This window comes from Candidatus Spongiihabitans sp. (genome assembly GCF_965237845.1).
GTDB lineage: Bacteria > Pseudomonadota > Gammaproteobacteria > Arenicellales > Poriferihabitantaceae > Spongiihabitans.
The window spans coordinates 556,120-569,111 of record NZ_OZ250154.1 but is presented as its reverse complement, the minus strand read 5'-3'; the positions used below and the strand labels follow the sequence as shown (position 1 = coordinate 569,111).

9 protein-coding genes are annotated in these 12,992 nt (G+C 51.9%); 8 read left to right on the top strand and 1 reads right to left on the bottom strand.

Going from position 1 to position 12,992, the window contains the following annotated elements; all coding sequences use genetic code 11:
• Window positions 1-31 precede the first annotated feature (31 nt).
• From ACPXXB_RS02735 to ACPXXB_RS02720, 4 genes are read left to right on the top strand one after another with little or no spacing between them, the layout of a single operon-like run.
• Entirely contained in the window at window positions 32-631 is a 600-nt protein-coding gene (locus tag ACPXXB_RS02735) for a hypothetical protein (RefSeq protein ID WP_423909028.1), read from the top strand.
• On the top strand, window positions 631-1,026 hold the full coding sequence (locus tag ACPXXB_RS02730; protein WP_423909025.1) for a hypothetical protein: 396 nt from the start codon (window positions 631-633) through the stop codon (window positions 1,024-1,026). Before ACPXXB_RS02735 ends, ACPXXB_RS02730 begins: the two co-directional genes overlap by 1 nt.
• A complete protein-coding gene (locus ACPXXB_RS02725; RefSeq protein ID WP_423909022.1) occupies window positions 1,010-3,544 on the top strand; it encodes an Hsp70 family protein in 2,535 nt (844 codons plus the stop codon). Before ACPXXB_RS02730 ends, ACPXXB_RS02725 begins: the two co-directional genes overlap by 17 nt.
• Window positions 3,541-4,929 (top strand): AAA family ATPase, encoded by a 1,389-nt coding sequence (locus tag ACPXXB_RS02720; protein WP_423909019.1) that lies wholly within the window; start codon window positions 3,541-3,543, stop codon window positions 4,927-4,929. The genes ACPXXB_RS02725 and ACPXXB_RS02720 overlap by 4 nt, the downstream gene beginning before the upstream one ends.
• A 456-nt stretch (window positions 4,930-5,385) precedes the next feature.
• Here the strand turns inward: ACPXXB_RS02720 and ACPXXB_RS02715 are convergent, their stop codons facing one another.
• Entirely contained in the window at window positions 5,386-5,946 is a 561-nt protein-coding gene (locus tag ACPXXB_RS02715) for a Panacea domain-containing protein (RefSeq protein WP_423909016.1), read from the bottom strand.
• Between the two features lie 219 nt (window positions 5,947-6,165).
• Between ACPXXB_RS02715 and malQ the strand changes: the two genes are divergently transcribed.
• The 4 genes from malQ to glgB all read left to right on the top strand — a co-directional run bounded on the left by malQ (window position 6,166) and on the right by glgB (window position 12,990).
• Window positions 6,166-7,716 carry a 4-alpha-glucanotransferase gene (gene malQ, locus ACPXXB_RS02710; RefSeq protein ID WP_423910900.1) on the top strand — a complete coding sequence of 517 codons (1,551 nt, stop codon included), beginning with the start codon at window positions 6,166-6,168 and terminating at the stop codon, window positions 7,714-7,716.
• An 81-nt stretch (window positions 7,717-7,797) separates the two neighbouring features.
• Entirely contained in the window at window positions 7,798-9,102 is a 1,305-nt protein-coding gene (gene glgC / locus ACPXXB_RS02705) for a glucose-1-phosphate adenylyltransferase (protein ID WP_423909013.1), read from the top strand.
• A gap of 23 nt (window positions 9,103-9,125) precedes the next feature.
• On the top strand, window positions 9,126-10,712 hold the full coding sequence (locus tag ACPXXB_RS02700; protein ID WP_423909011.1) for a glycogen synthase: 1,587 nt from the start codon (window positions 9,126-9,128) through the stop codon (window positions 10,710-10,712).
• Window positions 10,696-12,990, top strand: a complete 2,295-nt coding sequence (glgB, locus tag ACPXXB_RS02695; RefSeq protein WP_423909008.1) for a 1,4-alpha-glucan branching protein GlgB — start codon at window positions 10,696-10,698, stop codon at window positions 12,988-12,990. The genes ACPXXB_RS02700 and glgB overlap by 17 nt, the downstream gene beginning before the upstream one ends.
• Window positions 12,991-12,992: the final 2 nt, after the last annotated feature.

Genomic DNA, 12,992 nt, shown 5'->3' with positions numbered 1-12,992 from the left:
AACTGGCACAAGCGCTATACAAAAACCTGCAGTGGAATTTCGGTGGGTATATGTTACCGCATTAAAGCTGAATGTGAGAAATTTGCCCAACGGCGATATCGTAGGGTCATTCGACCGTTACCAGAATGTTGTTGCCGCCGGGCCTCCTAGAAACGGTTGGCAAAAAATCGGGTGGGGACCAGAAAACTCATACAGCGGTTATGTGTCGGCGAAGTACATTAAAAACGGAGACGGCACACGAGCGAAGTGCGGGGGGTCCATTGCTAGTCCGAAAAGCGGCCCGTTATTAAACATTTCCAGACCGACCGGCACGAGTTCTATTTCCGTGCATAACAGAGGCGACTCCGATGTGATTATTAAACTCCGCGACCAATCCAATAAAATAGTTGTCGCTTTTTATCTCCGACAAAATGAAGCATACATCGATAACAGGGTACCGAATGAACTACTTTTGTTCACATATGCCAACGGCAAAAACTACAGCACTGAGTGCGGAGTGTTTATGGATGATATGCATGCGAATCGTTCGCCCAACCGGAACGATTACTCGCTTGGAACTTGGACTTATACGTTAAAACCTACAAAAGATGGAAATTTTCGCACCCAAAACATGAAAATAGAGGATTTTTAATGACCGAAGAAGAAGTCAAATCTTTAGCGATTGATTCCTTTCGGCTGATAGTTGCCAACGAACGAATTATCACCGATTTACCTCGCCTGAAGCAAAAGGCAGCAGAGGCAAAGATGCGCAACTTGCGGAATTTATTGCATACCCATATCATCAAATTATTGCAGAATAACGATATCGAAATGGTTGTGTATGAAGGCAAGCCTTATGATGCTAATTACCCGCTTCGGGCAACCAACGCCGATGAATTCGCGGACGGTGAGAAACTGGTGGTACGGGAAACGCTGGAGCCCGCACTGGTGAAAAAGGGGCGGGTTTTGCACTTCGCCAAAGTGGTGCTGACTCGTGCCGAAGATTTTAACAAACAACAGGAGCAAAAAAATGTATCTGGGAATTGATCTTGGCACCTCCAACAGCGCTATCGTCGCGCACTTGGATGGCAAACTGCACATCGTGAAAACTGTGGACCAAGGAACGGATGTCCTGCCCTCGGTAATACATATTAACCGGAGCGGGACTAAATTTTACGGTCATCGTGCTTATCAACAACTTTGCCGAAATCCAGCCAACGCCACCGATGGTTTTAAGCGGCAGATGGGTACTTCGTGGAAAAAGGAATTTGCCGATGCGGGCGTAGTAATGAACGCTGAACAATGTAGTGCCGAAATCTTGCGGCAACTCATAGCGCAGGCGCGAGTGGCATATGGTGATTGCGATATTGTCGGCGCGGTGATTACCACACCGGCGGCGTTTAATCAAATGCAAATTGAGGCGACATATCGCGCCGCTGGCATGGCCGGCTTGGGGCAAATCGCGCTGTTGCAAGAGCCGGTGGCGGCGGCAATGGCGTCAGTTGCCGACAACAAAAACAAAGACGGATTGTTTCTGGTGTATGACATCGGTGGCGGCACTTTTGACTTGGCGTTAGTGCAAAGCACCAAAGGCAACATCAATATCCTGGCGCATGAGGGCATTAACGCGTTGGGTGGACGCGATTTTGATCGCATTATCATCAATGGAATTGTGCGTCCCTGGTTATTGGAAAATTATGCGCTTGCAGCAGATTTTCAGAAAAACCCGAAATACGAAAAGATGATTCGTGTTGCACGGATGGCGGCGGAAGTCGCAAAAGTTGAACTTTCCAAAAGCGAAAGCGCGACCATTTATATGTCAGAGGACGATTTGCGAGTTACCGATGATGACGGCGCGGATATTTTTATAGAAATTCCGATTGATCGAAAACAGTTTGAAGAACTCATCGTCGACAAAGTTGATGAAACCGTGGACTTGTCACAAAAGATTCTCAAAGACAACGGTTATGAATCCGGTGATCTGGATCGGCTGGTGTTTATCGGCGGCCCTACCAAAATGCCGACTCTGCGAGAGCGAGTGTCGCATAAATTGGTGTTGCCCGCGGACATGAGCATTGATCCAATGACTGCGGTTGCCGTAGGCGCAGCGATTTTTTGCGAAGGTTTGGATTGGACCGACCAGAAAAAACCGCGCAAAAAAACACTTGGGCGGACGATGACCGAAGGCGAGGTGAAACTGCAATACGACTATATAAGTCGTACAGCAGAAGATCGTGCCCGAATTCGGATTAAACCGCAGGATGACTCGGCAAGCGACGGGGTGGAAATTCAGATTGACTCTAGCAAAGGGTGGACCTCGGGACGCCGCAGCCTGGATAGCGGAACAACCATTGAATTACCATTGGACAGTGATGGCGAAAACCATTTTCGCATTATGGCATTTGATCAAAACGGCTCGTTGATAAAAGACGCTGGGCGCGAAATTGTTATTAATCGCGTTGCCGCATCGGCCGGGTCTTTGCGATTAACGCACAACCTTGCGGTCATGATTGTTTCTGGCGAAGGCGACGAAGCAGAAAATACTCTGCATATTTTTGCCGAAAAAGGTATTGCTTTGCCTGATAGCGGAGTGTTTGAAAATTATCGCATGGCAAGAGATGTGCGCGATGGTGATGACTCCCTACTGGTGGAGTTTTTTCAGCAACCTGAAGCGATCAATCCCACCCCCGACGAACCGAATTTGTTTATCGGAAGTTGTGAAATTCGGCGCGAAAAAATTGACTTCGACATTTGCAAAGGAGACGACCTCAATATTCATTGGGATGTTGACGAAAGCGGGGTCATGAGGTTCAAGGTTGAATTAGTAGGGTCGGGCGAAATTTCCAACGAACTGCGTTTTACCGAATCCGTTATTGATTATGAAGGCGAAGGCGGAGAGCGTTTTGTCGGTGGTATGGTTAATGAAGCCAAAAAAGAATTGGCGACTGCGGAAAAAATTTCCACCGCCAGCGATTCTCCGGGAATTCGCAAGATAAAGAATTCGCTCGACCAACAATCCGCAAATTTACAGAATGTCGCCGAAGGTGAAGAACGCCGCAGCATTGCCGAAAAAATTCGCGAACTTCGGCAAAAAATTGCCGCAATCCGTAACGATCCGCAAAATCGAATCGCCAATCTGAAATCAGATTTACAAGAAACCGAGGAAAGCTTCAATGAAAATTGCCGGGAGCAAGCCGACGAACAAACCTGTCAACGGTTTGACACCCTCGCCCGGCAGGCGCATGACGAGTTGAAAAGTGGCGACATCGGCTATGGCGATGCTAAAAGATCAGTCAACGAAATGCACAATATCTATGAGCGAGAGTTATGGAGCGATCCCGGATTCATCGTGGCCATGTTTAAACGCGTGTCCAAAGAAAAACACACGGCGGTTAACGCGGAAAAACATGATCAATTGGTAGAGACGGGCAAGGAAATGCTGAACGACAATGACATAGACGGCTTGGGGCGAGTGACGAGCGAATTGTTTGCCAATCAAATTCATTCGGGCGGTAGCGAACTACCCATCGACAGATCTACACTCAGCCCTATTATGCGACGGTGACAAATTCAATTTTTCCATGGTTGTCGGTGGGTTTTGCCGTTGGCGAAAGTGCGGAAATTCGCCGAGTATTGGCGACAGGCCCGAATGATAAAATCGTTTATCAGGTGTGCGATGCTGGCGGAGATGTTTGCCTGTTACTCAAAAAAGAGGGCATTTTGCCCACGACTATTACCGAAGCCGAATCGTTCCTTAATATTACTTTTGACGAAACAGAGTTTGGCGGCGAATGTTTTTTGACCGCTCTTTTCGTTCGAGACAACGCACCGTTGCGTATTGCAGGCATTCCTGATCGCACCGATTTTTCTTCTGCTTCACAATTGTGTGACTTGGCGGACCGGCTGGCGCAATTGGAAAATGCTTCCTGGGGCGATTCACTTTATTTTCCCGGAGCGCGACGGACAGTCGCGTTCGGCAAACCAGAGTCGGACGAGGAGCGTCGGCGGTTGGCGGTTCGGTTGCTTACTGGCGGGGTCGGCGATCCTTCATTATCGCCAAAACAAATTAATGCCATTAACCCATGGATCTCTCCCACCGAAATTCGTCGATTTTATCGCACGCTCGGAATAAGTGATAAGGGCATTGAGAAAATTAGAAATAAAACGGCACATCCGCCGGAAGAATTCTCCTTGCCCGGACAACCAGCACTGGAAAAATTTTTCCAAGAGCAAGTAATTGACTATTATTATCGCCGCGAAGCATATGAAAAAATGGGCGTTCATCCAGAGCGCGGCATTTTATTGTATGGTGCACCAGGTACAGGAAAAACCTATTCCGTACAAAAAATTGCAGAATTTTTGGGATGGGAAATGATCGAAGTCGGCATGTCCGATGTCGGTTCTAAATATATTCATGAAACCAGTTTACACATTCGCCGTAAGTTTGATGAGGCGCGCAAAAAAGCGCCTGCCATTATTTTCCTTGACGAGTTGGACGCATTAGGTGCCTCCCGCGAACTGTCTGGACAAAATCACAAAATAGAGGAAATTAACGAACTGCTAAGGCAAGTGGAAAAAGCAGGCAAGGACGGGTTGCTGGTGATTGCCGCTACAAATCGTTTAAATGCGATAGATCCGGCACTGGTTCGGAAGGGAAGATTTGATAATCGCATTAAGGTTTGTTTCCCAGAAACAAAAGAAGTTGAGGCAGCTTTGGCGCATTGTTTGTCCACCTATCCATACGCGGCCGGTTTGAATCTCGCTGGCATCGCGGAAACATTGACCGGACGCCCGCTTGCCGATGTCGCTTGGTTAGCGAACAAAGCGGGCTACATTGCGGTTAAAAATGAAAAATCGCAAATAGATCAAGAATGTTTGGAGCAAGCAGTGAAACTGCTTTTACCTGTAAGCAAAAGTAGCGAATTTATCGGTTTTCGTAAATTATCGTGATCCGAATTTTTCAGTGCGTGTCTCAAAGCCACCCATTTTTTCTCGCTTCAGACGTATTTATTTACACAACGAGGGGTAAACTTGGAGCGTGATACTCCAGAAATAATCCTGTCGAATAATTCAACACTGACAATCCCTTTGTCAACAAATAACATCTTCTCAATACCCAGTTCCAATCCCAAGGCTGTAGAGTATCGGCACTTTCTGTAATAAACGTAACTTGAATGTTTAACAAAATCATGGTCGCCGGCGTTTACAATGCAGGAATTGTCGTAGTTCCGACCCTCATACACGGTGCAAATTGGCACGATAATAATTTCTCGTTGCGGTCCGACAGGATCATTTAGAATTACGAAAAGGTGTTTATTACTTAAATTTCCTTGTGGATTTGATGGCACCAGGAGTGAGCGGCGCGCTACAACACTGAACAAAATGCCTCCTTGGTATCTAGTGATGCTATAAAGATGCGAACAGCCTGTCTAATTCTTTTTCGTTTTGTATGTCTTCAGCAAGATCTCGGGCTATGGTTTCGTGCTTACCAAGCGCTAGAAAAACCTCGACATCAGAAATAGGAATCGCTGAATTGTTTGGATGTTTCCATTCCTTGCAAAGATTATGAGTAAGTTCAACTAACTGCCACTGATCATAATGCTCAAACTGGTTCCATACTGAATTCATAACCTCAATGTCGGCATCGCTCAATTGGTCCAATTCTTCTTCCTCAACAGTTTTTTTTAACTTGATATCGTACTGGTCACGGTCTCCTATCCAAGCCGTCCATTGTGCCGCGCCTTTGGCGTCTGAACTGGTGCCATTGATTAAATCATATGTACGCGATAAAACGGGACCATTATCCATGGACACAAAATTGTCATATGTAATTGGCGCATCGTACAGGTTCATGGATTCCCTATCAGACAAATAAAGAAGTTTCATCAGTTTCATGATGTTGATAGTGCCACCCTGTTTAGATGCGAAAAAGGCGGCCGCTTGCGCTACTTTGGTATAAGTAAACATGAATGCCTTCTGTGAACTATGGGTCGGTTAAAATTTATCAAATTAAATAGCCGGTTTCGTTCATTCAATTTTTGGATTCCCTGTCCCAAAAATGCGGTGGAAAGGATATTAACCTAAATTTTAGTTAAAATCACTACCCCTATTTCACGCAACTTTCACGCATTCAGCTCTTTTTTGGTTAGATTTTGGAGAGGCGACTGATAACACCATTTAAGCCGTATTATTGCTAACCCCCCGACAATGGAAACCAAACAGATAAACCAGGCAATCCTTCCGGTCGGTCGTCGGGCTGGTGTCGGCATACACTTTTCGTCATTGCCGGGGGCTTACGGTATCGGTGATATTGCCGACAGCGCCCTGACCTTCATTGAAGTCCTGGCGGACATGGGTATAGGTGTTTGGCAATTCCTGCCCACCGGGCCGACGGCTTACGGAGACTCGCCCTATCAACCGCTGTCGGCATTTGCCGGAAATGAAAATCTGATCGGTATTGAACCCCTGATACGGGCTGGGTTGATAGGCTCAGATGAAGCGCAAGCGCTCAAAGAACTGCCGCTTGAGTTTGTCGATTACGGCAAGCTTATCCCGGCAAAAAACGGCTTGCTGGCCACGGCTGCCGACCGCTTCGGCAATAAAATAAAGGCAGGCGAAATCAATGCGCAACTGAACGCCAGCTATGCGGAATTCCTGCATTGCCAGGGACCGATCTGGCTCGACGACTACGCCTTGTATCGGGCGCTGAAAACCAGGCACGGTGAGCGGCCATGGCCGCAATGGGACAAGCCTTACCGCTATCGTGATGCGGCTGCAATCAGCAAGATACGGGCTTCATCCGCTAAGGCGATTGAGCGCATTAAAATCATCCAGTTCCTGTTTGATCAGCAATGGCGCGCCTTGCGCGCTTGCGCAACACAGAACAATATCCGCCTGTTTGCGGATATGCCCATCTATATCGCGCTCGATAGCGCCGATGCCTGGGCGCGCCCGGAATACTTGCGAATCGATCATAACTGCCAACCCACACACGTCGCCGGCACGCCACCCGATTACTTCAGCGAGGATGGACAACTGTGGGGTAATCCGCTATATGCCTGGGATTATCATGCGGCGAATGGCTACCAATGGTGGATCGACCGACTGCGCTATGCGGCGACAATGGCGGACCTGATCAGAATTGATCACTTTCGCGGATTCGAAGCTTGCTGGGCAATACCGGTTGAATCTGGAACTGCTCGATACGGTGTCTGGGAAGCCGGCCCCGGCGATGAGCTTTTCGATGCGTTGCGAGATGCGCTCGGCCGCTTGCCGGTTGTGGCGGAAGACCTGGGCCTGATTACCGCGCAAGTGGACGCGCTGCGGCATCGCCACCAAATACCCGGCATGAAAGTCTTGCAGTTTGAAGTCAGCGACCCCGGCTTTCAACTGTCCAGCATCCAGCGGAATTGTGTCTGCTACACGGCCACCCACGATAATGACACCACCGTCGGCTGGTTCCGCGGCAGCAACGGCGACCGGCGCGCAAATGCTTTGCGGTTAACCGGGGGGACTGCGGACACTATCAGCGCCGATATGATCAGATTCGCTTTTTCCAGCGAGGCCCGATTAGCCATCGCGCCGATGCAGGATTATCTGGGTCTCGGCTCCAAAGCCCGGCTGAATATTCCCGCCACGACCGAAGGCAACTGGAGATGGCGTCTGCAGTCCCGCCAACTGACGCCCGCGGTCCGCGAATCGGTCATGGCAATGGTGGGCAAATCATCCCGCGGCTGACATTTCAGGCTACACTTAAAATATCTCTGATACTATTAGGCGTCTTTGAACTATTCGGGAACAATGCATGCCCAACAAATCATGACTAACAATAACGGCGAACAGGGTCGCTACGTCAGCTTGCTGACACGGGATACGATGGTGCTGATTCTTGCCGGCGGGCAAGGTTCCAGATTGCACGAACTGACCGAATGGCGCGCCAAGCCCGCGGTGCACTTCGGCGGCAAGTTGCGCATAATTGATTTTCCGTTATCCAACTGCATCAATTCCGGGGTGCGGCGGATTGGCGTTTTGACCCAATACAAGGCGCATTCCCTGATTCGCCATCTGGTGCGCGGCTGGACCAGCTTCCAGGCCGAGCAACGCGAGTTCATCGAAATCCTGCCAGCCTCGCAACGCACCGGCCAAGAGTGGTATCTCGGCACCGCGGATGCGGTATATCAGAATCTCGACATCATTCGCACGCATAATCCCGGTTATGTGCTGATATTGGCCGGCGATCACGTCTATAAGATGGACTACGGCCCCTTGCTCGCTTGGCATTCGGAAAAACAAGCGGACATGACGGCATGTTGTATCGAAGCACCGGTCACAGAAGCGGCCGGCGCGCTTGGGGTGATGACCGTCGACCAGAGCAATCGCATCATCGCCTTTGACGAAAAACCCGAAAATCCGCAACCCATACCGGGGCAAAGCGAGCTCTGCCTGGCTTCAATGGGAAATTATGTATTCAACACCGATTTTCTGTTTGAGCAGGTGATCAAGGACGCCGATACGATCTCCTCGGCACATGATTTTGGCAAGAACATCATTCCGTCCATCATCGATAAATACCGGATTTATGCGTTTCCGTTTCGAGACGCCCATGCCTTATCGGGAGCATCATCGGCGACATCGCGGCAGCCCTACTGGCGCGATGTGGGAACGTTGGATGCGTTCTGGGAGGCGAATATGGAACTCATCGGCATCAATCCCGCGCTTGACCTGTATGACAGCAAGTGGCCGATCTTTTCGCATCAGGCGCAATTGCCGCCGGCAAAGTTTGTCTTTGATGAACCCGGTCGCCGCGGCCAGGCGATAACCTCAATGGTATCGGCCGGCTGCATCATTTCCGGCGCCAATGTCAAGGGCTCGCTGTTGTTCTCGAATTGCCGAGTCGGGTCCTACGCCTCGATAGAGGATTCGGTGATTCTCCCCGGTTGCGAAATCAACCGGCGCAGTCGCATAAAAAACGCCATCATCGACCGTGGCACGGTCATTCCAGAAGATCTGGAGGTGGGCGTCGATCTCGAGGCCGATCGTAGTCGTGGGTTTCGTGTGACCCGCGGCGGGCGCACACTGGTGACCCCGGATATGCTGGGACAGACCCTGCACTATACGCGATAGCCCGGATATTGCCTGAATATTTTATGAGAATTTGGCTGGTTGCGGCGGAAAATGGCGCGCTCAAGGGCGGCAAAGTCGGCGGTATCGCCGATGTTATCCGCGACCTGCCCCAGGCGCTTGCTGCCTGCGGCCATCAGGTGACGGTCATCACCCCCTCTTACGGCGTATTCAACAAGCTACCGCAAGCCCGACATGTTGAATATTTACAGGTACAATTTGGCGGCGCACAGCATAGCGCGCAAATCTGGCAAATCCAGCAATCGCCAATCCAAAAATCGGTGCCAGCGGTCGAATTTATGGCCATTGAGCATCCGTTGTTATCGCCCAAGGGCGCCGGTGTCATTTACCACGATGATGGGCCGACAGCGCCCTTCGCGATTGATGCCAGCCGCTTCGCTTTTTTTTGCGCGGCCACGGTGGCTCAGGTCGAGCAATGCCCGCGCCCACCGGATGTTTTGCACCTGCACGACTGGCATCTGGGGCTGGTGCTAGCGTTGCGGCATTACGACCCGGCCTTGAAAAAAATTCGCGCCATTCGCATCGTATTTACGATTCACAATCTGGCCTTCCAAGGCATCCGTCCGTTGAAGAACCATGAGTCATCCTTTGAAGCCTGGTTTCCACGACTGCGCTATCGGGGCAAACAAATTGGTGATCCGCGTTACCCGAATTGTGTTAATCCCATGGCAACCGCCATACGTCTGGCCGATAAGCTGAACACGGTCTCTCCGACCTACGCCCGCGAGATTCTCCAACCGAATGATCGGGCGCGCGGGTTCAGCGGCGGCGAAGGGCTGGAGGCTGACTTAGGCGCGGCCGCGGCAGAAAATCGGTTGACCGGCATCCTCAATGGCTGCGCCTACCCCGGATATGATCGAAGCCGCTCTGATAGCAGCCGCTCTGATGGAAGATGGCGCGGCGGACATCGGCCAGGTTGGTCTCGATTGTTGCAAGCGATCGCGGGCGAAAAGCATCTGTTGAAAAATAATTTGACCGCGCGGCAAACACTTAGTCAACTGCCCCGCAGAAGACCGTCAAATCTGTTGATCAGCATCGGGCGAATCGGCGAGCAAAAGATCTCATTGTTCCTTCAGCCGACCAAAACTCATTCCTCCGCGCTCGAGATGATCCTCAAACAGCACGGCAGTGCCCTGGCCTTCATCATGCTCGGCCGCGGCGACCGCGAACTCGAACAGCGGTTGCGCCGGGTCGCTTCCGAACAGCGGAATTTTCTGTTTCTAACCGGTTATTCCGAAACCCTGTCCGACCTGCTGTATTGTGCCGGCGATCTGTTCCTTATGCCAAGCAGTTTTGAGCCTTGCGGAATCAGCCAGATGCTGGCGATGCGCGCCGGCCAGCCTTGCGTGGCGCATGCGGTGGGCGGTTTGAAGGACACCGTGACTCAGGCGGTCAACGGATTTACTTTTGGCGGCGAAACGTCGAGCGACCAGGCCGAAAATTTTGTTTCATCAGTCAACCAGGCGCTGTTAATAAAATCCACCGACAAGCGGTGCTGGCAAAAGATTCGTAACCATGCCAGGGCCACGAGGTTTAGCTGGGAAGCAGCCGCGGCAGCCTATCTATCCGAGCTATATGAATTCACGGATTGACAGTCGGCCCTACAATTGGCCATGCAATTGGCCTGGCGGTCAACCCGACAAGCAGGCATCTATATGGCAGGCGCTTGCCGACGGTCGGCACAGCGATCCATTTGCGCTGCTGGGACTGCATCTGGAAAACGGTGTTCGCGTGGTCAGAACATTGCAACCTCAAGCCAAATCGGTGACCCTGCTGGACCGTCTCGGCAACGTACTCTGGCCAATGCGCCGGGTTCATCCGGGCGGCATTTTTGCAGCGCCGATGGCACCCAGAAAACGACACTATCAATTGCGGATTGAATCAAAATCGGGCGGCGCTGTTGATGTTGAGGATGCCTATCGCCTGCCGTCCATGCTTGTGCCGCTGATGACAGAGGGACGCCATCAGCAAATATTCAACCAGCTCGGCGCGCAACCCACCCGCCTGCTTGGCCTCAGCGGCGCCTGTTTTGCGGTCTGGGCGCCCAATGCATTGCGCGTGAGCGTGGTTGGAGATTTTAATGACTGGGATGGGCGCAGGCATGTTATGCGCGCGCATTCGGGGAGTGGCATCTGGGAAATTTTTATACCCGACGTTAAAGTCGGCGCTTTCTACAAGTATGAAATGCTCGACCGACAGGGCGATCTGCTACCGCTGAAGACCGACCCGATGGCGCATTTTTTCGAGCCGCCGCCGGGAAATGCGTCAATCATATACCGAAGCCATCACCGCTGGCGCGACCATGCGTGGATGAAACAGCGGCGCGGCGCGCCACGGCTTGATCAGCCGCTCAGTATCTATGAGGCGCATCTTGGCTCCTGGCGGCGCAAGCCTGAAGCGCGCAATTCTGAATCTGGCGGGCGCGCTTTGAGCTATCGCGAACTTGCCGATGAGCTGGTGGCTTATGTGGTGGATATGGGATTTACCCATATCGAGCTGCTGCCGGTTACCGAGCATCCTTTCGACGGCTCCTGGGGCTACCAGCCTATCGGCATGTACGCGCCCACCCAACGCTTTGGCAATCCAGACGATTTCCGCCACCTGATCGACTGCTGCCATCGCGCCGACATCGCGGTGATTATGGACTGGGTGCCGGCGCATTTTCCGCGCGACCGCCACGGTCTCGGCCGTTTTGACGGCAGTGCGCTATATGAACACCAAGACCCGCGCCAAGGCGAGCATGCCGACTGGGGCACGCTTATTTTCAACTACGGCCGGCGTGAAGTGATCAACTACCTGATTGGCAGCGCGCTTTACTGGATCGATGAATTCCATATCGACGCGTTGCGCGTGGACGCGGTGGCGGCAATGCTATATCTCGACTATTCACGCGCGCCGGGCGAGTGGATTGCGAACCAATATGGCGGTAATGAAAATCTCGAAGCGGTTGATTTCATCCGCCGCCTGAATGTCGCCGTTCATGCCCGTGGCGCATGCTGTTTCGCCGAGGAATCAACCACCTGGCCCGGGGTCTCGCAACCCACCGATGGCGGCGGCTTGGGCTTCACCTACAAGTGGAACATGGGCTGGATGAACGACACCTTGGCTTATATGCGCGAACCGCCGACCCAGCGCAAGCATCACCACGACAACATAACATTTGGGCTGGTCTATGCTTTTAGCGAAAACTTCGTGCTGCCGCTGTCGCACGACGAGGTCGTACACGGCAAGGGATCCTTGCTCTGGCGTATGCCGGGCGACGACTGGCAACGCTTTGCCAACCTGCGTGCCTACTTCGGCTTCATGTATGCCTATCCGGGGAAAAAACTGCTGTTCATGGGCGCCGAGCTGGCTCAGGAGCGTGAATGGAGTCACGAGCGTACGCTGGACTGGGGCCTGCTCGATCAACCTCGCCACCGCGGTGTGCAAACCTTGGTGCGCAACCTGAACCGTGTTTATCGCGGGACACCGGCGCTGCATCAACAGGATTGCAAAAATGAAGGCTTTGAATGGATCGACTGGCAGGATCGCGACAACAGCGTGTTCTCGTGGATTCGGCGCACTGGTCATGGCGGTCGCTCCCGCGCATCCTGCGCCCGCGACATACATGCCGTCCATGGCAATAATCGCAGTTTCGTCATCTGCATTTGCAACTTTAGCGCGCAAGTTCACGACCGATACCGTATCGGCGTTCCAGCTGCTGGCGGCTACCGAGAACTATTGAATACCGATGCCGATCAATACGGCGGCGGCGGCCTGGTTAATTCGGGCATACTGCGCTCTGAGCGCATTGAGTCCCACGGCCGCGGCGATTCGCTATCGCTGACCTTAGCGCCGCTGGCAACCCTAATCCTGCAACCGAAATTTTGAGC

Bases quoted from the DNA above. Each gene is read 5' to 3' on its own strand.
- ACPXXB_RS02725 (WP_423909022.1), top strand. From the start codon at position 1,010: ATGTATCTGGGAATTGATCTTGGCACCTCCAACAGCGCTATCGTCGCG.
- ACPXXB_RS02700 (WP_423909011.1), top strand. From the start codon at position 9,126: ATGAGAATTTGGCTGGTTGCGGCGGAAAATGGCGCGCTCAAGGGCGGC.
- glgB (WP_423909008.1), top strand. From the start codon at position 10,696: ATGAATTCACGGATTGACAGTCGGCCCTACAATTGGCCATGCAATTGG.
- glgC (WP_423909013.1), top strand. From the start codon at position 7,798: ATGACTAACAATAACGGCGAACAGGGTCGCTACGTCAGCTTGCTGACA.
- ACPXXB_RS02715 (WP_423909016.1), bottom strand. From the start codon at position 5,946: ATGTTTACTTATACCAAAGTAGCGCAAGCGGCCGCCTTTTTCGCATCT.
- ACPXXB_RS02730 (WP_423909025.1), top strand. From the start codon at position 631: ATGACCGAAGAAGAAGTCAAATCTTTAGCGATTGATTCCTTTCGGCTG.